This is a genomic window from Methylovulum miyakonense HT12 (assembly GCF_000384075.1).
In the GTDB taxonomy this organism is placed as follows: Bacteria; Pseudomonadota; Gammaproteobacteria; order Methylococcales; family Methylomonadaceae; genus Methylovulum; species Methylovulum miyakonense.
Map to the genome: position 1 here is coordinate 1933756 of NZ_KB913025.1, position 23083 is coordinate 1956838.

At 50.6% G+C, this 23083-nt stretch carries 23 protein-coding genes; 10 read left to right on the forward strand and 13 right to left on the reverse strand.

Going from position 1 to position 23083, the window contains the following annotated elements; genetic code table 11:
* Positions 1 to 72 precede the first annotated feature (72 nt).
* Entirely contained in the window at positions 73 to 1737 is a 1665-nt protein-coding gene (locus tag METMI_RS0110045) for a glutamine--tRNA ligase/YqeY domain fusion protein (protein WP_019866157.1), read from the forward strand.
* Positions 1738 to 1778: 41 nt separating this feature from the next.
* Positions 1779 to 2135, forward strand: a complete 357-nt coding sequence (locus METMI_RS0110050; protein ID WP_019866158.1) for an exosortase system-associated protein, TIGR04073 family — start codon at positions 1779 to 1781, stop codon at positions 2133 to 2135.
* Positions 2136 to 2182: 47 nt separating this feature from the next.
* Here the strand turns inward: METMI_RS0110050 and METMI_RS0110055 are convergent, their stop codons facing one another.
* The gene (locus tag METMI_RS0110055; RefSeq protein ID WP_019866159.1) at positions 2183 to 2851 is read right to left on the reverse strand and encodes a Bax inhibitor-1/YccA family protein; all 669 of its coding nucleotides are present in this window, start codon (positions 2849 to 2851) and stop codon (positions 2183 to 2185) included.
* 144 nt (positions 2852 to 2995) lie between these two features.
* A complete protein-coding gene (locus tag METMI_RS0110060; protein ID WP_019866160.1) occupies positions 2996 to 3544 on the reverse strand; it encodes a DUF1415 domain-containing protein in 549 nt (182 codons plus the stop codon).
* Positions 3545 to 3735: 191 nt separating this feature from the next.
* Here METMI_RS0110060 and METMI_RS23645 point away from each other — a divergent pair, with 191 nt between their 5' ends.
* Positions 3736 to 4401: a helix-turn-helix domain-containing protein gene (locus METMI_RS23645; RefSeq protein ID WP_232215200.1), complete on the forward strand. Its 666-nt coding sequence runs from the start codon at positions 3736 to 3738 to the stop codon at positions 4399 to 4401.
* Positions 4402 to 4696: 295 nt separating this feature from the next.
* Here the strand turns inward: METMI_RS23645 and METMI_RS0110075 are convergent, their stop codons facing one another.
* The 4 genes from METMI_RS0110075 to METMI_RS0110090 form a co-directional block, all read right to left on the reverse strand.
* Positions 4697 to 5467: an alpha/beta fold hydrolase gene (locus METMI_RS0110075; RefSeq protein ID WP_019866163.1), complete on the reverse strand. Its 771-nt coding sequence runs from the start codon at positions 5465 to 5467 to the stop codon at positions 4697 to 4699.
* Positions 5467 to 6189: a hypothetical protein gene (locus METMI_RS0110080; protein ID WP_019866164.1), complete on the reverse strand. Its 723-nt coding sequence runs from the start codon at positions 6187 to 6189 to the stop codon at positions 5467 to 5469. Before METMI_RS0110080 ends, METMI_RS0110075 begins: the two co-directional genes overlap by 1 nt.
* A gap of 123 nt (positions 6190 to 6312) precedes the next feature.
* Positions 6313 to 8481, reverse strand: coding sequence for a YgiQ family radical SAM protein (locus METMI_RS0110085; RefSeq protein WP_019866165.1), 2169 nt, complete (start codon positions 8479 to 8481; stop codon positions 6313 to 6315).
* Complete coding sequence (locus METMI_RS0110090) at positions 8478 to 9290, reverse strand: spermine/spermidine synthase domain-containing protein (RefSeq protein ID WP_029151603.1); 813 nt, start codon at positions 9288 to 9290, stop codon at positions 8478 to 8480. Before METMI_RS0110090 ends, METMI_RS0110085 begins: the two co-directional genes overlap by 4 nt.
* Before the next feature lie 282 nt (positions 9291 to 9572).
* Between METMI_RS0110090 and METMI_RS0110095 the strand changes: the two genes are divergently transcribed.
* The 4 genes from METMI_RS0110095 to METMI_RS0110110 all read left to right on the forward strand — a co-directional run bounded on the left by METMI_RS0110095 (position 9573) and on the right by METMI_RS0110110 (position 13354).
* Entirely contained in the window at positions 9573 to 10178 is a 606-nt protein-coding gene (locus METMI_RS0110095; RefSeq protein WP_019866167.1) for a CPBP family intramembrane glutamic endopeptidase, read from the forward strand.
* 155 nt (positions 10179 to 10333) lie between these two features.
* Positions 10334 to 11086, forward strand: a complete 753-nt coding sequence (locus METMI_RS0110100; protein ID WP_019866168.1) for a ParA family protein — start codon at positions 10334 to 10336, stop codon at positions 11084 to 11086.
* Positions 11087 to 11180: 94 nt separating this feature from the next.
* Complete coding sequence (gene mgtE / locus METMI_RS0110105) at positions 11181 to 12629, forward strand: magnesium transporter (protein ID WP_019866169.1); 1449 nt, start codon at positions 11181 to 11183, stop codon at positions 12627 to 12629.
* 164 nt (positions 12630 to 12793) lie between these two features.
* Positions 12794 to 13354 (forward strand): hypothetical protein, encoded by a 561-nt coding sequence (locus tag METMI_RS0110110; RefSeq protein ID WP_019866170.1) that lies wholly within the window; start codon positions 12794 to 12796, stop codon positions 13352 to 13354.
* Positions 13355 to 13415: 61 nt separating this feature from the next.
* Here METMI_RS0110110 and METMI_RS0110115 read toward each other — a convergent pair whose 3' ends face one another.
* The 4 genes from METMI_RS0110115 to METMI_RS0110130 form a co-directional block, all read right to left on the reverse strand.
* Positions 13416 to 14147 carry a hypothetical protein gene (locus METMI_RS0110115; protein ID WP_019866171.1) on the reverse strand — a complete coding sequence of 244 codons (732 nt, stop codon included), beginning with the start codon at positions 14145 to 14147 and terminating at the stop codon, positions 13416 to 13418.
* A complete protein-coding gene (locus METMI_RS0110120; RefSeq protein ID WP_019866172.1) occupies positions 14144 to 15157 on the reverse strand; it encodes a tryptophan--tRNA ligase in 1014 nt (337 codons plus the stop codon). The genes METMI_RS0110115 and METMI_RS0110120 overlap by 4 nt, the downstream gene beginning before the upstream one ends.
* Before the next feature lie 349 nt (positions 15158 to 15506).
* A complete protein-coding gene (locus METMI_RS0110125; protein ID WP_232215201.1) occupies positions 15507 to 16205 on the reverse strand; it encodes a hypothetical protein in 699 nt (232 codons plus the stop codon).
* Positions 16206 to 16412: 207 nt separating this feature from the next.
* Positions 16413 to 17786 carry a phosphohexomutase domain-containing protein gene (locus METMI_RS0110130; protein WP_019866174.1) on the reverse strand — a complete coding sequence of 458 codons (1374 nt, stop codon included), beginning with the start codon at positions 17784 to 17786 and terminating at the stop codon, positions 16413 to 16415.
* Between the two features lie 123 nt (positions 17787 to 17909).
* Between METMI_RS0110130 and METMI_RS0110135 the strand changes: the two genes are divergently transcribed.
* The 3 genes from METMI_RS0110135 to METMI_RS0110145 are packed head-to-tail and all read left to right on the forward strand — an operon-like array spanning position 17910 to position 20550.
* On the forward strand, positions 17910 to 18596 hold the full coding sequence (locus METMI_RS0110135) for a metal-dependent hydrolase (protein WP_019866175.1): 687 nt from the start codon (positions 17910 to 17912) through the stop codon (positions 18594 to 18596).
* Between the two features lie 2 nt (positions 18597 to 18598).
* Entirely contained in the window at positions 18599 to 19912 is a 1314-nt protein-coding gene (locus tag METMI_RS0110140) for a histidine kinase (RefSeq protein ID WP_019866176.1), read from the forward strand.
* Positions 19909 to 20550, forward strand: coding sequence for a response regulator (locus METMI_RS0110145; RefSeq protein ID WP_019866177.1), 642 nt, complete (start codon positions 19909 to 19911; stop codon positions 20548 to 20550). The genes METMI_RS0110140 and METMI_RS0110145 overlap by 4 nt, the downstream gene beginning before the upstream one ends.
* A gap of 127 nt (positions 20551 to 20677) precedes the next feature.
* On the opposite strand, the gene METMI_RS0110150 is transcribed toward METMI_RS0110145, so the two are convergent.
* From METMI_RS0110150 to METMI_RS27445, 3 genes are all read right to left on the reverse strand, one after another.
* Positions 20678 to 21532 (reverse strand): hypothetical protein, encoded by an 855-nt coding sequence (locus tag METMI_RS0110150; protein ID WP_019866178.1) that lies wholly within the window; start codon positions 21530 to 21532, stop codon positions 20678 to 20680.
* A gap of 105 nt (positions 21533 to 21637) precedes the next feature.
* On the reverse strand, positions 21638 to 22468 hold the full coding sequence (locus METMI_RS25425; protein ID WP_019866179.1) for a pentapeptide repeat-containing protein: 831 nt from the start codon (positions 22466 to 22468) through the stop codon (positions 21638 to 21640).
* Positions 22413 to 22607 (reverse strand): hypothetical protein, encoded by a 195-nt coding sequence (locus METMI_RS27445; RefSeq protein WP_198007908.1) that lies wholly within the window; start codon positions 22605 to 22607, stop codon positions 22413 to 22415. Before METMI_RS27445 ends, METMI_RS25425 begins: the two co-directional genes overlap by 56 nt.
* Positions 22608 to 23083 lie beyond the last annotated feature (476 nt).

Consider the following 23083-nt stretch of genomic DNA (forward strand, 5'->3'; position numbering starts at 1 on the left):
TCCTGAACGCTCACTCCCTTTAACCATCAATTACAAGTTTTTGAATTATTTCAATAACTCATTATAGAATTCATGTCCACAAACGATACCCCATTGCCAGCCAATTTTATCCGCCAGATTATTGCCAACGATCTAAACACTAACAAACACAATGGCCGGGTCGCCACCCGTTTTCCGCCAGAACCCAATGGTTACCTGCATATTGGCCATGCCAAATCCATTTGCCTGAATTTTGGTATGGCGCTTGAAAACAACGGCACTTGCAACTTGCGTTTCGATGACACTAATCCAGAAAAGGAAAGCGACGAATATGTCCAATCCATCATGCGTGATGTGCAATGGTTGGGTTTCAGTTGGAGCGAGCTGCGCCATGCGTCGGATTATTTTGAGCAACTCTATGATTACGCGATACAGCTGGTTGAACGAGGTTTGGCGTATGTCGATAGCCTGTCCGCCGAAGAAATCCGTGCTTACCGGGGCACGCTCACCGAAGCGGGTAAAGAAAGCCCTGACCGCAACCGTCCGATTGCTGAAAATTTGAATTTGTTCAGGCGCATGCGGGCAGGTGAATTTGACGAGGGGCAATATGTGTTACGGGCTAAAATTGACATGGCTTCGCCCAATATCAATATGCGCGACCCGGCGATATACCGTATCCGGCGCGTCCACCACCAACGCACTGGCGATGCGTGGTGCATTTATCCGATGTACGATTACACGCACTGCATTTCCGATGCGCTGGAAAATATCACCCATTCCCTTTGTACGCTAGAGTTTGAAGACCATCGCCCTTTGTATGACTGGGTGCTTGACCAACTGCAAACACCCAGCCATCCGCAACAAATCGAATTCGCCCGCTTACAGCTCGAATACACCATTGTCAGCAAGCGTAAGCTGAATTTATTGGTCACCGAAAAACATGTCAATGGTTGGGACGACCCGCGTATGCCGACATTGGCGGGCTTGCGCCGGGCCGGGGTGACCCCGAAGGCGATCCGCGATTTTTGTGAGCGTATCGGCCTGACCAAACAGAATTCCTGGATCGAAATGGGGGTATTGGAATACTGCATCCGTGAAGATTTGAACGAAAATGCCTTGCGGGTCATGGCTGTTTTGGAACCATTGCGGGTTGTCATCACTAACTATCCTGATGGCCAGGTCGAAAACCTGGAAGTTAGTAACCATCCGCAACGGCCCGAGCTAGGCAAGCGCACCGTGCCGTTTTCTAAAGTGATTTTGATTGAGCAAGATGACTTTTCTGAAAACCCGCCGCCCAAGTACAAGCGTCTGGTCGTCAGTGAAGAAGTGCGCTTACGGGGTTCTTATGTTATCCGTTGCGATTCCGTGATTAAAAACGAAGCAGGGGAGGTCATTGAAATCCACTGTAGCTATGATCCGGGCACTTTAGGCAAAAACCCCGAAGGCCGTAAAGTGAAAGGCGTCATCCACTGGGTGTCCGAAGCCCATGCGCTACCCGCTGAAGTACGTTTGTATAACCGCTTGTTTACCGTACCGCAGCCTGATAATGAAGCCAATTTTTTGGACGCGTTAAACCCCCATTCCTTGGAAACCCTGACCGCTTGCCGTGTTGAAGCCAGTTTGGCACAGGCAACGACCGTCCAACGTTACCAGTTTGAACGCACTGGCTATTTTTGCCTTGATGCTGTTGATGGCATAAATGGGGGGCTAGTATTCAACCGTACCGTCACTTTACGCGACGGTTGGGTAAAAGACTGAATAGGCCGCAAACGATTTAATTTTTATTTTTGGAGTAATTGATGAAACTAATTTTGAAAACAACCTTGATATTAACGCTGCTGATATCATACAACGCCAGCGCTTCCAGTTATCCGGCCCGGTTAGGCGGGAAAATTGGCAATGGCATTGCTAATAGTGTGACGGGCATTGCGGAAATCCCCAAAACCATCATGATCGCCAACCGCAAAGAGGGTGTCGCTTATGCGGCGACTGCGGGATTGGTTACGGGGCTTGTGCATATGATGGGACGCACATTGAGCGGGGCTTATGATTTGGCCACGTTTATTATCCCGACCAAGCCGATTGTGACGCCGGATTATATCTGGCAGGATTTTGATACGGAAACTTCTTACCGGTCAACGTGGCAATTCCGTTAAAAAGGTAAGCGGGCGCGATTTTATGGGCCGCGCCCGCTTTTTACGGTTTAGTCGTCGCTACCGAAAATGCCCAGTATTTGCAACAAGCTCAGGAATAAGTTGTAAATGGAAACATATAAGTCAACAGTCGCCATAATATAATTGGTTTGGCCGCCGTTGACCATCAGGCTGGTTTGGAACAGGATCATGCCTGACATCAGCAGGATGAACATCGCCGAAACCGCCAATGACAAAGCGGGGATGGCGAAAACAATGGCCCCGATACCGGCCAAAAACGCCACCAGTATGCCCACCATCAAAAAACCGCCCATAAAGCTGAAATCCTTGCGGGTTGTCAGCGCATAGCCGGACAGCCCCAAGAAAATGGCGCCCGTGCCACCCAAGGCCATCATGATCAGTTCATGGCCATTCGTAAAGGCTTTGATGTACATGGACAGGATAGGCCCCAACGTCAGCCCCATAAATCCGGTCAACGCAAACACCAACACAATGCCCACCGCGCTGTTACGGAATTTAGTGATGGCAAACAGCAGGCCATAAAAACCGACCAGCGTCAAAATCATCCCCGGATGGGGAAGGTTCAGATACATGGATGCGCCAGCGGTCATGGCACTGAACAGCAAAGTCATCGACAACAACAAATAAGTGTTTCTTAACAGTTTGTTGGTTGCCAAAACGCCTGCTTCTGGGCGCGATAACACGGTATCTACTTTCATAATGATAGTCTCCTAAGGTAATTGACGGTGTAAAGGACTCTTGGATATTACTAGAGTTTCACCAATCTAGTAAGAAAATTAAACGCCACTGGCCGTAAACAGGCCGGTTGCCCCTGTGAAAGCCGGTCCAGTCCTGCGGTTATTTTATTCATGTTGGTGGCATGCCGCCAGCAATGCCTGCATTTTTTCCAATCCCAGTTGGCGGGTCAAGCCGATATTGCGTTGGGGGATCCCTTCCACGTCAGGGTGGTTGCTGACGGCAAAATCTATACTGCTTTCCCTTAAAAGGTGCAACATCGGATAGGGTGAGCGGTTGGTGTAATTGGCCGGATCGTCGGGCTCCGCCCCGGCAAAACAATAATCGGGATGGAAGCTGGCGATCTGGTAAACCCCTTCGTAACCTTGGGCAAGCAATAACGATTCGGCAAGGTCGAGAAAATCCAGATACCCGTCAAAGGCGGTGAAGCCGTGGCGGTATATTAAAAGCGTTGTGGTGATGCTGCCGTCGTTATCCAAGCGGGCGCACTCTGCGATCAAGTTGAGCAGGCATTTTTCGATGCCGGTCTCCGCCTCTTCGTAATAGCGGATGCTGTTGCGCTCTAGTTCCCGTTTGGCAAACGGGCATAAGGAATAGCCGATGATGATGGTTTGCAGCCAAGCACGGGTGGCGGAGATAGCGGGTGAATGGTTCATAGTCCGGTATGTTATGGCAAAGGCCTATTTTAGCCTTAACTCGCAGGGGCTGAACATTTACTTTGTGATGGCCATCTTCTGCTACACTGTCAGCTTTGCCGACAATACGGATAGGTAAACTAATGGGATTTGCCCCGACCAAAGCTTCATGCCCAGATTGTAGGTTATCAGAGTTATGCTTGCCTTTTGGGTTGCAACGTAATGAAGTCCAGCAGCTTGCGACGATAGTCAAAAACCAGCGGGTATTGCAAACCGACGGTTATTTGTATTTGCAAAGTGCCGAATGCCTGCATTTGTATGCGGTCAAGTCCGGGTCGTTCCGCAGTTTTATTTTAAATGCGGACGGGCTTGAACAAACTATCGGGTTTTATTTGCCTGGCGAAATCATGGGCTTGGATGCTTTGCAATCGGGCCGTTATAGTTGCTCGACAATTGCCTTGGAAACGGGTTCGGTCTGTGAAGTGCCGCTGTCACGGCTGAATGAGTTGTGCAGTGAAATACCCGGGTTACAGATACAAATGATGCGGATTTTGGGCAAAGAAATCGCTTCCGACCATGACAAGATTGTCTTATTGGGACACCGCACCGCCAAAGAGCGGGTGGCGACATTTTTACTGATGCTGTCAAGGCGATATGGCGCATTGGGTTTTTCAGGCACCACCTTCAATTTGAGCATGCGCAGGCAAGATATTGCCAACTTCCTCGGGCTTACGATTGAAACCGTCAGCCGCCAACTTGCGGAACTTAGCAAGCAAGGCATCATCATCGTGAAACAGCGCGGCGTCGAAATTATCGACTTGCCTTTGTTAACGACCATTGTCGAACCGTGCGTCACGCATCGGCACACAATCGCCTAAACGAGGGAAGGCGAGGCTTACCTCCCCACGTTTAGACCACTGCTTTATTTCGCGATTTGGCTTGAAGCCGCGCTAGCTGGTTTTTCCGGGCCTTTACCAGATTCGCAAGCGGTCAAAGTGGCTACAGCAATAACTAACAAAACTAAAGAACTGATAACTTTCATAAATTTTCTCGCAGATGGGTGATGACGACAGAATAAACCCGTTTTCGGGGTGAGGCTATTGTGCCACCCTCCACACTGGATGGTTTTGACATAGATCAAACCGTCCGCAAATACCGCCCAACACGGGCGGATTATAAAAACAATTCGACTTCACCCAGAAAGGCTTCAGGTTGCTGCACATGCAGCCAATGTCCGGCATTGGCGATTGCGGTGAAACTGGCTTTTGGAAAAAGCGCGGAGATTTGCGCCGCTTGCACATAATTGGAATCTGCGCCCGCCAGAAACAATGTCTTGCCCGAATAGGGCTGCAAGTGCTGGGTTTCCGGAAATGCGGCGATATTGTCTGCGGTGCGGGAAAATATATCCAAATTAACCCGCCAGCCATACGCCCCGTCTTTGAGGATAAGGTTTTGCAATAAGAACTGCCGGTAGCTCAAATCCGGTATGTCTCCGGCTAGATGTGTTTCCGCTTGCTTGCGGTTGGTGATTTCAGCAAGGGGCAGGGATTTTAACGCGCTGATCAAAGGCACGAAACTATGCGCGTAGCTGACGGGGGCAATATCGACAACGATTAGCTTGTCCACATAATCAGGGAAGTGCAGGGCGAACCACATGGCGATTTTTCCGCCCATGCTATGGCCGAGCAAATTGACCATTGACAGGCCTTGCTGGCCGATAAACCGCAACACATCCTCCGCCATCACCGGATAATTCATCACGGGATGATGCACGGACATGCCGTGGTTACGCATATCGAGCAAGTAAACCTGATGCTTTTCCGCCAATTTGCCGGCAATCTGCCGCCAATTCCTGGAAGATGCAAAAAAACCGTGCAGGATAAGCAGTGGCGGTTGCCCGGTAACTTCACCAAAAACTTCAAACGCGAGATCGACGGCGGCCATTAGGCGAACCCGAACAATGCGCCTAAGACGCCGCCAAACACGCCGCCCCAGACTACCAGCCAACCCAAATGTTCATGGATAATCGCCTCCACCATCTCTTTCACCATTTGTGGCGTCAGTTCAGCCAGGCGTTTATCTATCACGCTTTCAATTTTTGCCACGATGTCCGTGCTGATTTTATGTGCGTCCAAGCCCTGCTGTAACGCGCCCTTGAACACTTCCGAATGCACCATGTCAGTCAAAGTGACACGCATTTTTTCGCTGAACGGTTCTTTTAAGGGGGCCAAAGCTTCAGCACCGCCCATCATCAATAACATGCCGCCAAAAGAAGATTCCATAATCGACGAGACCAGGCCTTCATAAATCTGGTCATAATTGACCGCGTTTAATAAAGGCTCCAGATTCAGCAGCGTGCCGCCTTGTTGTTCTTCGGCTTCAATAAACTGTTCGATATGGTGCCCGGTAAAAAACTGTTCCATCATCAATTGCTTGATGGATAGCTTAAACTCTTCAAAACGTTCGGGGATCACGCCTGATCCGTACAAAAAAGGCACTTTCTCAAACAACATGTAAATGGCCAGCCAGTTGGTTATCGCACCCGATAAGGCAAAAAAACCGACGGATTTGACGAATTGTTGCTGTACGGGGCAGATATAGCCTGTCAGGATAATCAGTAGGGCGATGAAATTGGTGATAAAGCTTTTGTTAAATAGTTTCTTCATAAGGACTCGTTCAAAGGTAAATGGGCCGCGCGCATGATACAGCGTCCTCAAATTGATTGTATAGTGCGCCGCCGGGCTAAAGCCTGTTGGGCGTTTACAATGCCTGCCTTGGCTTTAAACGTGTCATCTCGCTTTGCTCCTGCCCGCATAAGCTTTGCCTTTACCCGCTTTTTGCGTATCCAGCCCCGTATATTTGGTTTTGAACACTTGGGTTTTGCCTGCCACAGGCATCGTGCCCTTGGGTTGGAACGAGGGGATAAGATGGTGTTTGCCGTTGCCTATCAAATCCGCCCTGCCCATTTCTTTTAAGGCATCACGTAACAGCGGCCAATTTTTGGGGTCGTGGTAACGTAAAAATGCCTTGTGCAAGCGGCGCTGTTTGACACTTTTCGGGATGTAAATGTCGGGGGCTTTGTGGCTGACTTTGTGCAGCGTGTCTTTGCCGGAATGGTACATCGCCGTCGCGGTCGCCATCGGCGAGGGCAAAAACGCCTGCACTTGGTCGGCGCGGAAGCCATTGCGCTTCAGCCAAATCGCCAGGTTGAGCATGTCTTCATCCGTCGTGCCCGGATGGGCGGCGATGAAGTAAGGGATCAGGTACTGTTCCTTGCCCGCTTCCTTGGAATATTTATCGAACATTTCCTTGAAACGGTCATAGGTGCCCATGCCCGGCTTCATCATGCGTGACAACGGCCCTTGCTCAGTGTGTTCAGGCGCAATTTTCAGGTAGCCGCCAACATGGTGGGTGACCAATTCCTTGACATATTCTGGCGATTCCACCGCCAAATCGTAACGCAAGCCGGAGGCAATGAATATTTTTTTGATGCCCGGCAAAGCCCGTGCACGGCGGTAGAGTTTGATGAGCGGCGTGTGGTCGGTGTTGAGGTTAGGGCAGATGCCCGGATAGACACAAGAAGGCTTGCGGCAGGCCGCCTCGATTTTTTCATCTTTACAGGCCAAGCGGTACATGTTCGCCGTCGGGCCGCCCAAATCGGAAATATGCCCGGTGAATTTCGGCGAGGTGTCGCGGATGGCTTCGATTTCCTTGATGATGGAATCTTCCGAGCGGCTTTGGATAATGCGGCCTTCGTGCTCGGTGATTGAGCAGAATGTGCAGCCGCCGAAACAGCCGCGCATGATATTGACCGAATGCTGGATCATTTCAAACGCGGGGACATTGGCGCCACCATAAGCTTTATGCGGCAAACGCGAATACGGCAAATCGAACACGCCGTCCATTTCTTTGGTGGTCAGCGGGATCGGTGGCGGGTTGAGCCAGACTTGGCGGTTGCCGTGTTGCTGGATTAAGGGCCGCGCATTGCCTGGGTTGGTTTCCGCGTGCATCACCCGCGAGGCATGGGCGTACAGGATAGGGTCGTCTTTGACGGCTTCGTACGCGGGCAAGCGCAATACGGTTTTGGCGCGTTGGTTGCGGAGCAATAGCTTGTCGAAGCGGATGGCCTTTTCGCCCGCCTCCAGCAAACTATTACCCGTATCCGCTGGCTTCAAATCGCACGCGGGTTCTTCCTGGTAGGGGTTGGCGGGCGGCATTAATGCGCCGGGTTTGTCGATGTCGGTGGAATCTTTAGCGGCAAAGCCTTCGGGGATTTGTTTGACGAAATGCGCCGTACCGCGTATGCCCTTGAGTTCGCTGATGTGTTCGCCATTTGCCAAACGGTGGGCGATTTCGACAATCTGCCGCTCGGCATTGCCGTATACCAGCAAATCGGCTTTGGAATCCAGCAGCACCGATTTGCGCACCGTGTCCGACCAGTAATCGTAATGGGCGATACGGCGCAAGCTGGCTTCTATGCCGCCGATGATGACGGGCACGTCCTTAAACGCCTCGCGGCAGCGGTGCGAATAGACATTGACGGCGCGGTCAGGGCGTTTGCCGGCGGCCCCGTCTGGCGTGTAGGCATCGTTGGAGCGGATTTTTTTGTCGGAGGTGTAGCGGTTGACCATCGAGTCCATATTGCCGCCAGTCACGCCAAAAAATAGGTTGGGGCGGCCCAATTTTTTAAAATCCGCCGCGCTCGTCCAATCCGGTTGCGAGAGTATGCCGACCCGGAAGCCCTGCGCTTCCAGCAAACGCCCGATCAAGGCCATGCCAAAGCTGGGATGGTCGATATAAGCATCGCCCGTCACCAAAATAATGTCGCAACTGTCCCAGCCTAGCGCGTCCATCTCGAGGCGGGTCATCGGCAGTTCCGGCGCGGTGCCAAAGCGTTGCGCCCAGTATTTGCGGTGGCCAAATAGATAGGGGGCGGGAGGTAATGGGGTATCGGTCATGTTTTTATCACTTGTTTAAGGGTGCTGGCGTTATGTTTTTTTAAGTCACGCAAAAACGCCGGAAAGTCGATGTCGAATTGTTGCTCAAGCGCGGCGGCGCGGGCACGTAAGCTTTTGGTCGTTGTCACTGCCGGCAGGGAGGAATTGAAGGCCAAGCCGATGATGTTGCCGCGTCCGGTCACTGGCAGGAACAGCAGTTTCCAGCCAAAGGCACGGCCTAGCCATAAGGCCGCTGATTGGAACGCCGGGTTGCTGGTGCCGCCCCACAAATTGATGACCAAAATGCCGTCGTCTTTTAACATGGCCTGGCAAGCATCAAAAAATGCCTGGTTGCTGATGGATGCCGCCATGCCCTCATGGTCGAAGGCGTCAACAACCAGCAGGCCATAGCGTTCGCGGTGGGTCTCGGCGCGGTTGCGTACATAGTGGCCGCCGTCGTCGACAATGATTTTTAGGCGCGGGTCTAGCGGCAAACCAAAATGGCTACGGGCAATTTTGACAACCCCCTTGCGGCTTTCCACGACGGTCAAACGGCAGTCGGGGAAGTGCTGCAGCAAATGCTTGGTGATGGAGCCGCCGCCCAGGCCGATAATCAGGCCATCTTCAGCCAGGGTTTCTTTGAACAATAGCCAACTGGTCATGGCCCGGACATATTCCAGTGCCAAGCGCCCAGGGGCTTTCAATAACATGCTGCTTTGCCTAGGATGCGAGCCAAAATGCAGTGACCTGACGCCATCCAGTTCGACAACTTCTAAGATGCCGTCATCGTCATGGCTTTCGTAGACCAGCAAGCCCTCGTATTTGTACATAACCCGTTCATTTCTAAAATCTAATCCGCCATTATACAGGCAAATAATAGTTTTGCGGGGAGATAGTGCTTGGCTTTTTCCCAAAGGCGAGCAGGATTGTCCGCTGGTTTTGCCCCGAAGGCGAAGATGCAAGTAAAATTTAATTGGTAAATTTGTTAGAATGCCATCTGTTTTAGTGTTTTCCGGCTTGAAAGCAAAGCCGTAGTGGGATTTTTCGCCATTATTAACGCGGTTGACGCGTAGTTTAGAATGCCCCCCTTTCAATTTTTTCCAGCCATGCCAATGAATACAGCCCCGTTCAAGTTCGATGATTTTTTTAAAAAAGCCTGTTATTTCGAGGCTTCGCTGATTTTAGTTGCGATGCTGTTAGGCTGGCTTACCCATATTGACCCGTTCACCAACATCCATTTGGCTAAAGCCAGCCTATTGTATGGGGTGGTCGGCACGGTGCCATTGTTCCTGATGTTTCTGGCTATGGAACGGGTGGAAAGGCATTCGGTCGCCCAGATCCGACAGTTCCTGCTTCGGACGTTAGGCCCTTGTCTGCACCGTTATGATTGGGGCAATTTATTTATCCTGGCGGCGGTGGCCGGGATCTCCGAAGAAATCCTGTTCCGCGGTGTCCTCCAGCCGTGGCTAGAAGCCTCCTGGGGATTGATGGCAGGGTTGCTGATCAGCAACCTGCTGTTTGGTGTCGTCCATTCGGTGACGCCACTGTATTCCATCCTCGCGACATTGGTCGGGATCTATCTGGGGTTGGCGATGGACTACAATGGCGAAAGGAACCTGCTGACGCCTATCATTATCCATACACTCTATGATTTTTTAGCTTTTCTTGCCTTGATACAAGCCTACCGTGCCAGTTTGTCCACAGCACCTGAAAAATGAGTTGGATGATTTATAAACCGGCCCGCTAAGCGCAGGCCAGGTAGGTCTGCAACTATCCGTAACCAATGGCCATCATGGTTGGCGATATGGCTTCAGGAACCCTTTCTGTCCGACAATGATGGCTATGTGGCCCAATCAATCAATGGAAATACATAATGAAAGTATTGGCGGTTTACAGTATCAAAGGTGGTGTCGGCAAAACGTCAAGCGCGGTTAATCTGGCCTTTATCGCCGCCCGTGCCGGTTACCGCACCTTAGTTTGGGATCTTGACCCGCAAGCGGCAAGCAGTTATTACTTCCGCATTAAACCAAAGCATAAAGGCAGCAGCAAACAACTGATTGCAGGCGATGGTGAGCTAGAGAATCTGATTAAAGCCACCGATTTTGAAAACCTGGACTTATTGCCATCAGATTTTGCCTTCCGCAATCTGGATTTGTTGTTGGATTCCAAAAAAAAACCTACCCGGCAACTGAAAAAACACCTAAAACCGTTGGCCGAAAGCTACGACTTTATTTTTCTGGATTGCCCCCCCAATATTTCCTTGCTATCCGAGGCCATCTTTGCCGCCGCCGATGTCTTATTGTCCCCGGTTATCCCAACCACTTTGTCATTGCGTACCCTGGAGCAGTTGCAAGCCTTTATGACGGCCCACGAACTTGAAAAATTGACCGTGTTGCCATTTTTTTCTATGGTCGACAGGCGCAAAAAAATGCACAAGGACATGATGCGGCATTTGTTGGATACTGCCCCCAACACCTTGACAACCGTCATCCCGTATTCCAGCGAAATTGAGCGCATGGGATTGGAACGTAAGCCTCTGGGGGCTTATAGCAAAACGGGTCCGTCAGCGATGGCTTATAATGAACTCTGGCAAGAGATTTTGGCTCGGATCAGCATTAGCGGTTAGATCCAGTTAGCCCATGAGAGCGGCTTTATAGACAAGCGGTATTTGATGACAGGATGTTGGCGCGGCGCATCCCTTAAGACCCCGGATTTACACAATGGAAGCCTCTGAAAAAGTCCACACTGCACAGTTTTTGCAGCACCAACTACAAGAAGTCATCACCTTACTGGCCAAACAACAACTGGAAAAGTCGCTGGTGCAAAGGGGCCCGGCCACCAACCATGAACTGGTGGAAGCGGTGTTGCATAAGCAACATCAGACCAGGCTCCAAGAAAAATTCGCCCTGCTGCACCCCGCCGATATTGCCTTTATCTTAGAATCCCTGCCGCTAGACCAACGCGAAACGGCTTGGGATGCCATTAAGACAGACCATGATGGCCAAGTGTTGCTGGAAGTTTCGGATGCTGTCCGGCAAACCTTGATTTCAGGCATGGAAGCGGAAGAGTTGGCGTCAGTCGCCGGCAATATGGATGCCGACGAGTTGGCTGATCTGGCCGCTGATTTGCCCAAACGGGCGATGCTCAGGATTTTGCGTTCGCTGAACAGCACCGAACGCATGCATTTGAATGCAATTTTGTCCTACCAGGACAACCAAGTCGGCGCATTAATGGATTTTGGCATGATCACCATCCGCGATGATATGAGCTTGAAAGCCATTTTGTCGTATATCCGTAAATTGGGTAAGTTGCCCAGCCATACCGACAAACTGTTTGTCGTTGACCAACATAACCAGGTCAAAGGCATCCTGCCGTTACAGCGTTTACTGACGCACTCGCCGTCGTTACATGTTGCGCAAGTGATGGTCACCGACTTTGTCGTGTTCCAGACGGATCAGGACACCAACGAGGCATCCCGCGCCTTTGAACGTTACGATCTGATTTCCGCGCCCGTGGTCGATAAAAATGGCGAACTGCAAGGGCGTTTGTGCGTTGACAGCATCATGGATTTTATCCGTGAGAAATCCGATGAGGATTTGTTGAGCCAGGCCGGGGTCACCGAAGAGGAGGACTTGTTTTCCAGTGTCTGGAAGAGCGCCAAAAACCGCTGGGGCTGGCTGTTGATTAATGTCGTCACCGCTTTCGCGTCCACCCGCATCATCGGCTTGTTCGAAGATGTCATTTTGCAGCTGGTGGCCCTCGCTTCGCTCATGCCTATCGTCGCGGCCATGGGCGGCAATACCGGCAACCAAACCAGCATGTTGATCATCCGCTCCTTGGCCTTGGGGCAAATCACCCCCGCCAATGTGCAACGGCTGATCAGAAAAGAACTGACCCTGGCGTTGCTTAATGGCACGTTTATCGGCCTGATTATGGGCTTGCTGGGGTTTTTTCTATACCGGAACTTGGCGTTGTCAGGGGTCATGGCCACCGCGATGTTCATCAACCTGTTAGTGGCGGTCATCGTCGGGCTCAGCATCCCTTTGGTCAGGTATCGGTTTGGTAAGGATCCGGCGGTCGGGACTAGCGTCATCCTGACTTCAATCACCGATTCTATGGGTTTTTTTATTGTCCTCGGGTTGGCCAACCTGTTTCTGCTTGGCAAATGAATGCCTGTTGCGCCACCAGTATGCCTTTAAAATATTGGCTTATAAGGGACAACTTATAAAAAGAAGCTGAATAATATCCGGAATGTGAAATACTTCATATTATTTGTAGGGAGTAGTGAATACAATTGGAGCCTATTTAAAGCTAGATTCGTAAAGGCTTAGTTATGGGCATATACAACGATGACAAACGGAACAAGGATGTGGCAGATGAACGTCAGTGGAATATTGAAAGCATGGACAGTGAAATAACCCAACTGGGTTACGATGACCGTAACTATGGGAAGAGCAGCTATAGTTACAGTGGCCTTATCTGGCGAATTGTTGCAGGGTTTGCCATTGGGGCAGGGTTGTTGTTTGTTGGCTTAGGCGCAACCAGTTACTTGTTCGACCCTGTTAAAAGAATGGGGGCTATTGAAGGCAGGCCTACGCTGACGGTAAATGTTGCAAACGGGGACATAAAGGAAAGGTCTAATGTTTATAACGAAATGGAATTAAAAATGCTGAGGGAAAAGGCGCGGATAGAAATAGATAAAGAAAGGAAGCTTGAAGCGATAAGATTGGCCAGGAGAACTGAGGAAGCGGAAAAAGCAAAGAAGGAAGCCGCTTTCAAGGCGTTTTATCGCAAGCCTGAGCAATGTTATTCACCGTATAAGGAGAACATAATGGTGGAGTGCGCCAACAAATATATAAGGGCAAAGCGCGAATTTGAGATGGCCCATCAATAATAATGTTTCCTTTACGGCTTTTGCTTAAGGCCAACGGTTGCCCTTCCTATTGGCCAGGTCGTTAAGCTTGGTCGTCAGTTTCAAAAACACTTTTGTAAGACACATACATCAATGTGGACACCAGCATGTATAAAACCGGGGTCAACAAAGGTGTGATGGTGGTGCACAAAACCGCTTCAAAAAACACAAAGCCGAGCATTTTATAAAGTGCGCTTTGGTTCTTGGCCACAGTCCGGTCGCTTTGTTCCTTAGCTTCGCTCCAGCGGGCATTTTTAAACAGCATTAACGGATGGCTAAACCAGCCGGCAAATGTCGTCAACATCAATAGCACAAAAATCAACGTGACGTTGGCGTAAGAATAGATCCAACTGAAGACTTCCCGGGCCGTTTCCCGATGTAGGTTGTGTGGCGTCAATTCCCAGTGGAAAAAGAATTCGCCGATTTTGTAATATTCGCCAGAAATCAGGCTGGCGACCAGCATAAACACAAACCAGCAGGCGACAATGCTGCTTGCCGCCAGCACGGCCAGCGGCAAGCTTTTGTTAATCGCCCAGTAAAACCCGACCGGGTGTTCCGATGTTGTTTTCATGTCGATATATTTGGCAATCCCGACACCGACAAACAAACACGACACGGCGGCAAAAATACCGGCCGCCAAAGAGATTTTACCCAACACCAGTACGGCGCCTACGAATAGGCAATAGCCGAACCATGCCACTGGCCGCAGTTTGACAAACCATAGTGATTCCTGAAGCAAGTCAGTGAATTTGAGCTTTTTTTTGCTGGTTTTCACGATGAAATCCTAGAAATGCCTACCGATTTACGGAGTTTTTGCATAAAAGGTATGCTGATGTCACGGGCCTTTTCTGCGCCTTCTTGCAATTGTGTTTCAATATGTTCCGGCGCTTGTAACAACGCTTCATAACGCTCCCTTGCCGGTGCGATGTGGTTGTTGATATGTTCAAAAAGCACTTGCTTCATTTCGCCCCAGCCTATGCCTTCAGCGTAGCGCTGGCGGATATGCGCGACTTCATGGGGGGAGGCGAAGGCCTGATAAATGCTGAACAAGGTACAGCCCTCAGTGTCTTTGGGTTCACCGGGTTCCAACGAATTGGTCTTGATTTTGTTGATCAGCTTGCGCAATTTTTTCTCAGGCTCGAACAGCGGGATGGTGTTGTTGTAGCTTTTGCTCATTTTCCTTCCGTCCAGGCCGGATAAGGTCGCGCCATGTTCTTCCAGCAAGGCTTCGGGCAAGACAAAATGTTCCCCATAAATATGGTTGAAACGTGCGGCCATGTCCCGCGCCATTTCAATATGTTGGATTTGGTCTTTTCCGACCGGCACTTTATTGGCGTTGAACATCAAAATATCCGCCGCCATTAAAATCGGATAGCTGAACAAGCCCATCGTAATGCCTTTATCAGGGTCTTTTTCGCCACTTTGTTCATTTTCAGCCACCGCCGCTTTGTAGGCATGGGCGCGGTTCATTAAACCTTTGGATGCCACACATGTTAGCATCCACGACAATTCTAGGATTTCCGGCACATCTGACTGGCGGTAAAACACGGCATTAGCGGTGTCGAGGCCTAATGCCAGCCAAGTTGCGGCAATTTCCAAACTGGATTGCCTGACCCGTTCAGGTTCTTGGCACTTGATCAGCGCATGGTAGTCCGCCAAAAAGTAAAATGGCAGGGCATCGGCATTTTTGCTGGCGGCAATGGCGGGGCGTATCGCGCCGACATAATTGCCGAGATGGGGGGTTCCGGTGGTGGTGATACCTGTTAACACTATCGCTTTATTCATTAGGGGCTCAGTCGTTCAGTGGATTTTAAAGTGGGCGACAATATTACATAAATTCCGCTTAAGATGCAGTAACATGAAAACCAATAAGACGCTGCCGTCGCTGGCCATGGCTTATTGCCCCCATGTAAACGGTATACTGGGCTTTTCGGATAAGGCAATACTTGGCCGTATGGCTTAAGCCGGGATATTGGGATCTTGTCCTATGCGGATGGCGGATGGCATCCCCGCCTTGGTGTCTGGAGATTTTAGATAAGCCGGTGGTATGGGCCAGCTGAAACAGAAGGCGGGGGTTGGTGGCGCCTGTCCTTTAGGCGGCCGCCCCTGTCCGATACCCCCCGAAGGTGTGTTTTTATAATTTATTGAACCTGCTAAATATTCTTCTTACCGGATCAGAGGCCTGTTTCTCGTCCTGTTCAAAAGTGGTGTTGAAGAGGTCGGGTTGCGTATGCCGTTGTTCATTTTTGTGGAAGAGGGCGATATTATCCAATATTGCCGCCCTTTCTTCTTCTGAAATGGTGGTGCGGATAAAGCGGTTGTCCCTGCGCATAAAATAACTGAGGAACGAATCCAGGAACTCATCATCAAGTTGCTCGATAGCAAAACTTTTATGAAATGTCAGGAAATTCTCATGATTGTAGATATTGACTTTCAGTTTTGATGAAGGATAGTCCAGCAAAATCTGAAAACGCACCGGAATTTTCCGTTCGACGACAAACTGCGCCCTGTCGGAGCGGTAATTTTTCTGCTGGAAACGTAAGCCCCGGTCAAACAGGAAAGCGTATTCCCGGTCAATTAATCCTCTGGACGATAAGGTGTAGCTAAAGTTGCCTTCGGCTTCACAATAGAAGCTGACATTGATCTGCATCAAGCGGTGGTAATCAGCCATCCCCATACGGCCATCGGTATTGATTTTATAGTTTTGCTGGTATAGGGTGCCAAATTGCGGATAGTGGCGGCAATAATGGGTGACGGGTATCGGTTCTTCAAGGAAGTTTAAATATTCGACCAGTTCCTTTAGGTTGTCATATAGGAACTGCATTTTGGGCAAAAGTATTTTCTGGTAGGTTTCTTCCAGCCGCTTATCAATCAGGCTTTGCTCATATTCAGCCTGTTTTTTTTTCCGCCGCTTTTTGTCTTATTTCATCCAGGATACTCATGATGGTTCCTCTGTTTGGTGCCAATTATTGGGTAATAAGGCTTTCAAGTTAAAGCCATGGCCCTATCTTGCCGGAGTTACGGACAGCAAGGCCTTCGTCTATTCGGCCAGTAAAGCCAATAGTTCTGCGGTTTTCGCCTGCATCAGCGTTTCATCGCCACGGGCTTCAACGTTCAAACGCACTAACGGTTCGGTGTTCGAGCAACGTAAGTTAAACCGCCACCCGGCAAATTCCATGCTTAAGCCATCAGTAAAGTCAATTTCCAGGGCTTCGTGTTGGTAATGTTGCCGGACTTTTGCGAGCACAGCGGCCGGGTCGGCAATGACCCGGTTGATTTCGCCGCTGGCGGGGAACAAGCGCATCCGTTCATCCAGCAGTTGGGATAAGGGTTTGCCACTGTCGCCCATTAGGGCGACGACTAACAGCCAAGGGATCATACCGCTGTCGCAGTAAGCAAAATCGCGGAAATAATGGTGTGCGCTCATTTCCCCGCCGTACACGGCATCTTCGCTACGCATCCGCTCTTTAATGAACGCATGTCCGGTTTTGCTTTGGATGGCGATACCGGATAGGTTGTTGACAATGTCCACGGTATTCCAGGTCAGGCGGGGGTCGTGGACGATTTTCGCGCCGGGATTCAGTTTCAAAAAAGCGGCGGCGAGCAATCCGACGATGTAATAACCTTCGATAAAACGGCCGGTTTCGTCAAATAAAAAGCAGCGGTCAAAATCACCGTCCCAAGCGATGCCCAAGTCGGCTTTGTGTGCGTGGATGGCGGCGATGGTGCTGGCGCGGTTTTCGGGCAATAAGGGGTTGGGGATGCCGTTAGGGAAATGGCCGTTTGGTTCGTGGTGGATTTTTATAAAGGTGAGGGTGGGTAATGACGCCTCCAGCCAATCAATGACATGGCCTGCGGCACCGTTGCCGGCATTGACGACGATTTTTAACGGCTTTAAAGGTTCGGCCCCTAAATAACCCAGCAGATGCCGGGTGTATGCCTCACCTATCGTAATGTGTTTCAGTTGGCCGCGTGCCCCGCTGGGGGCGGCAAATTCATTTGTTTCCGCCAATTGTTTAATGTCATCCAGGCCAGTGTCGCCGCTCACTGGCTTGCTATGCTCGCGCACCAGTTTCATGCCATTGTAATCTTTAGGGTTATGGCTGGCGGTGACCATAATGCCGCCGTCCATCATTTTGCCCGCGTCCTGATAGGCAAAGGTTGCAAAATACACTTCTTCAGTGCCGCATAAACCAATGTCGTACACATCGGCACCCGCGTCCATTAGGCCGCGGCTGACCGCCGCCGCCATTTCGTCGCTGGATAAGCGGATGTCACGGCCGACGATCACGGATTTTGGCTGGATTTTTTCGGCATAAGCCCGGCCAATGCGGTAAGCGATGTCCGGATTAAGTTCATCCGGGATTCTGCCACGGATGTCGTAGGCTTTAAAACAGGTTAAAGGAATGCTCATTAGCGGGCTAGCCATTAGGGAATGGAAAGATTAAAAAATGTGACAGTTCGCCGTCTAGTATAATTGCCTACGTTTTAGCAACCAATGATTATTATGGTTGTTGTGATTTTTTGTGAATAAAGTATGGCAAATTTTAAAACCCATGTTGCGGTCGCTGTTGCCGCCAGCACAGCGGCGGCTGGCTTTGCAGCGGACCTGAAATTGATTACGGCTGACCAAACTGTGTGGTTGGTGCTTTTAGGTACAATTGGCGGCATGTTGCCAGATATTGATGCCGATAATTCTAAACCAATACGTTTGTTGTTCAATGTGCTGGCGATAATCAGCGCAATAACGGCGGCAAAGGCCTTTTATGGACGGCATGAATCGTATTGGGTGCTTGGGGTGGCGGCTGTCGCTTATTTAATGGTGCGGTATGGCGTGTTTGGATTGTTCAACCGTTTCACCGAACATCGTGGGGTCTTCCATTCCTTATTGGCCGCTGTGTTTTTTGGCTTGTTGGCAACGTGTATCAGCTTCTATATTTTACACTGGACAATCATCCAAGCTTGGCTGGATGGTTTTTTTATCAGTTTGGGTTTTGTTGTCCATTTGTTGTTGGATGAATTGTTCAGTGTCGACCTTAGCAATAAACGCATGAAGAAATCCTTTGGTACGGCCTTGAAATTGTTCCATTACCAAAACTTTACCGCCTCGGCGTTGCTATTGACGGCGACGTTGGCTTTAGCCATGCTTGCACCTTCCACGGTTCCAGTGCGGCAAGCCATGGGTTTTATCCACTGGACGGTTGTCAAAAGCGGGGAGGGCTGACCATGAGCTTACGTTTCCAGATCAACCTGCGTATTGTCTTGGCCAGTTTGATTATCCTAGTGTTAGGCGGGTCGGTCGCGGTTTGGCAAGCGCGCGGTGCGGTCAGTAAAGAAATTGATTCGTCCTTAAACCTTGCCGCGCAATTGATCCAACTTAACTTTCCGCAAGCGCGGCAAACCGCCTTTGATGTGAGCGCCTGGTTGCCGCGTTTTGTGTCGCTTGAGCAAACCCGCCATTTGCAAATCCACTTAAAGAAAGCGGGCGGCGAAATGGTCAAATTTACTGCCGGACAACAGCTGGCCAAAGCAGCCGATGCGCCACCGCAGTGGTTTGTGGATCTGGTTTCAGCCGACTATCCGTCCATTGAACAACAATTGCTCACCGCCGATGGCCAACATATCACCCTGTTCATACAAGCCGACCCTTTGGATGAAATTAGCGAGGCTTGGAAAGAAAGCCAGGCCTTTTTTATCTCCTTGGGTTTTATGGCGGTGCTGACTTTTTTGGCGGTCAATTTAGTGTTCAACAAAGCGTTTAAAGCCATTGCCGTCATTGTCGATAGCTTAAAAGCCATAGAGCAGGGCCAATACCAGCAAAAATTGCCGGAATTTGCCACCCAGGAATATGACCACATCGCCAAAGCCATCAACCACATGACGGATGTCCTGGACGCCGCCCATAAAGAAAATAGTGCCTTGACCCTACATTCCTTACAAATCCAAGAAGCGGAACGGCAACATTTGTCGCAGGAGCTGCATGATGAATTGGGGCAATCGTTGACCGCCATCAAAGTGATGGCGGTCACTGCCAAAAAGCCACAAGCCGATGTCGGGCAAATCACCGATACGGTCATTGGTGTTTGTGACCACCTCATTGCTGTGGTCAGGTCCATGATGCGTAATTTGCATCCCTTGGTATTGGCGGAGCTGGGTTTGAAAGCGTCGTTGGAAGATTTGCTCAACCATTGGGCCAGCCGGCAACCGGATTTGTCCATCATGTTGCTATGTCCTGACGAAGTTGACCAATTGGATGCCAAAATGAGTATCCAATTGTTCCGGGTGGTACAAGAAGGTATTACGAACATCGTCCGCCATGCCAATGCCAGCGAAGCGACTATCCGCCTCGGTATTGACGGCAACCAGTGTTTGCAATTGGAAGTCACCGATAATGGCCTGGGTTGCGTGCCCGTTAGCATCAAGACTGGTTTTGGCTTGTTGGGCATGCGGGAGCGTATCAAAAGCTTAGGCGGCGAATTTGCCATCTTTACCGCCCCTGGACAGGGGCTACGCATTAGCGCGGCTATCCCCTTGTTATGAAAGGCCCGATAAAAATCCTTTTGGTCGATGACCACGCGATTGTCCGTGCCGGTTTCCGCTTGCTATTGTCGGCCGTGGAGACAGTGGAAGTCGTTGCCGAAGCTGAGCGCGGCGAGGCGGTTTTCCAACTGTGCCAGGAAACCCATCCCGATGTCATTGTGCTGGATCTGTCTATGCCCGGTATCGGTGGCTTGGAAACCTTGCGGCGGGTTTGCTTGCGTGATGAAAACGCCAAGGTGCTGGTGTTTAGCGTCCATGATGAAAGCGTCTACGTCAACCGGGCCCTGGCGGCTGGCGCGAAAGGCTATATCACGAAAAGCAGCGCGCCGCATATTTTGGTGGAAGCCATCCATAAAATTGCCGATGGGGAAATTTATATTGAGCAAGGCTTGCTCAAAGCGTCCCCTTCCGTTCAGGTTGACCATTACCGTTCCATTGTCGAGACCCTATCGCCTAGGGAATTTGACATTTTCCTATTGCTGGCAAAAGGTTTGACCGCGCATAAAATCGCTGAAGAATTGTGCTTGGGTTACAAAACGGTTGCCAATTACGGTACCCATATTAAGAATAAATTAAATGTCTCCACCGTTGCCGAATTGGCGCATATAGCGATGGTGTTAGGTGCGGTGGGGAAATGAGGGGACGGGGTAGCAAGGGCTTGAAGGCTTATCCCGCTTGGTGACGGGGCTTTATGAGGATTGGAAAATAAGCTATGTTGCTTGCAGTTGCCCAAAATTATTTTGGGCAACAAACCTGCCCTTGGCTTTACCGGGCTATATTTGCACCTGCCGGGGCGTAGCCGTCCATTTTGATTTCAATCAAGGGTTGATCTTCCTGCCCCATTTGGCGGAGCCGTAAAGAACCTGACAATGCCGTGGGCGCCGCAGTGGTGCAAGTGCTTATAACCAATAACCATGAAGAATCCCTAACCGATGAACCATCATCGTCATGAAAATTGACGTCCGTAGTGAAATCCACCCAATTTTGGCTGAGTGGCGCAACACTGGTCAGTGGCCTAGCCTTATCCCCAGGTTTATGGACTACCGATGTGAACGTCAGGCCTGCCCGATACAGCACGTCGTCTGATGCGCCGCCACCGGTTGTTGTGAAATGGTAGGCAACGGCCACCGGCCCACGGTTTTTAAAGCCAGCGCGGAGGAAGTCATTCATTTCGAAATATTGGACGCCAGGGCTGACGGGCCTGCGGTCATAATCGACGTTGTCCATCCTGATTTTGGCGGCATAAATGCAGTTTGTGCCGTTCCGCCAAACCCGGTCAGTGACTGTGCCAACGATGATGGGTTGCTTAAGGGTATAGGCGTTATTCATTACGATGTTGCGGACGGTATTGGCGGTTAAGCCATAGCCCGCTAAAGGCGGGGTGGCTTTAGGGACCGCGCAGGTGTTGTTGCCACCGCCGTTAGGGGAAAAAGTGGGCGGGGTGGAACCATTGGGGTTGGAACCAAAATTTCCGGTGAGGTTACAACTGGCATAAGCGGATATGCCGCCAGGGACAGTGCTGCCGGCGGGCCGTAAATTAACAAATCCGGCTGCCATGGCCGGTACGGTGTCCAGCAATAAACTACCGAGCAAGGTGCTGAAGAGAATCGTCTTTTGCATAAGTTTACCTAAGTGGATGGTTGAATTGTGGACAGGCATTTGTCCGTCAGCTAAATCCGTGCTGTAGACAAATTAACGGCCCTTCACTGATAAAAAGTGATGGCGCTAGAACCCGTGGCCTACACAGCTTGTGGTTTGCATCCCGTCCACAACCACCCCGTCAGGGCAGGTTGCGGAGATGAAACGGGTGTTGCCGTCGATCAATGCGCTTGCCGTGCCTTGGGCATCTGTCAGATTGGCACCACGCAGGTCTGCGCCTGACAAATTAGTTCCAGCGAGGTTGGCGCCCGCCAGATTGGCTTCATGCAGGTTCGCCGCCGAAAAATTGGCCTTGCTCAAGTTGGCTTCTGTCAAATCCGCCCCTTCCATGCGGCTTGAACGCATATCCGCACCTGTGAGTATGGCCCCTGTCAAGCTTGCGCCAGTGAGGTTGGCGGCTTTTAGCTTCGCGCCATAAAGGTTGGCGTTGCTGAAATTGACCTTATCCATAGTCGCCGCTTCGGCGATCAGCGGGTTGTTGCCGTCCGATTGCAAGCCCGACAAATTGGCGCGCTCCATTTGGGTGTTGGGGCTGATGCGCAACGCCCCTATCACCGCCGCGCCGCTTAAGTTCGCCCCGCTCAGATTCGCCGAACCCAAATCGCCACCCAGCCGTGCTTGGGATAAGTCCGCACCCTGCAAGTCCCTATCTTTCAGGCTGTTCTCCTGGGTGAAATCACAGGCATCCAAGTGCGCATCAGGGCCGATCGACAAACAATCCTCTGGGTTTTTAAGCTCCGCTGTTTTCACCATACGCCAATAGGCAGGGCTTAAGGGTGGCGGCTGGTTTTGGTTTTCGTCCAATAAGCTGAGATAAGCCGCGCCTTCGAAATTGACCCGGTCATTCGCCGCGTAAACCGGCGTTTCCCCCCAATCGCCGCGGAATACGCCGGGCAATTTTTCGGTTTTGTGCCGGGATGGTTGGACGGATAGGCTTTTTTGATGGTTTGTCCCAAGACAAGGCCAGATAAGTCGAGCCTAAAGCAAGGCAGCCTATCAAGGGCAGTGCCGTGATTAACAAGGTGAATTTAGCCATAGCCGCTTTGTGTCCAATTTTTCTTACCCATGCCTTAAGTGACGTTTGCCGTCATCCCCCTGTGGTGCGCCACTGCCATTAAATCGGGTTCTTAATTTAATTAAAACAATATGTTATGAATTTGTAGGTCGGGTTAGCGATAGCGTAACCCGACACTTTGGGTGCTGATTGCGTCGGGTTACGCTATCGCTAACCCGACCACGATTGATATACTAAAAAATCATAACAACATGAATATTAACACTTATTTATTAGTTTAACGGCGGTGAAGCCGGAGCTTGGGGACGCGTGTGACGGGAGCGGAGTGCCTGCCACGCCTTCAGTAGATAACCTAAATCCGTAATTCAATGGCCCGTGCTCGTGGCAATGGGGCGGGTGTCCAACATGCCAAAAATATTCCGGCTTCCCGCGCCGGACCAACATTCCGGCGGATTCTATAGAAAAAAAAACACGCGGAATATGCCTGCCAACACATT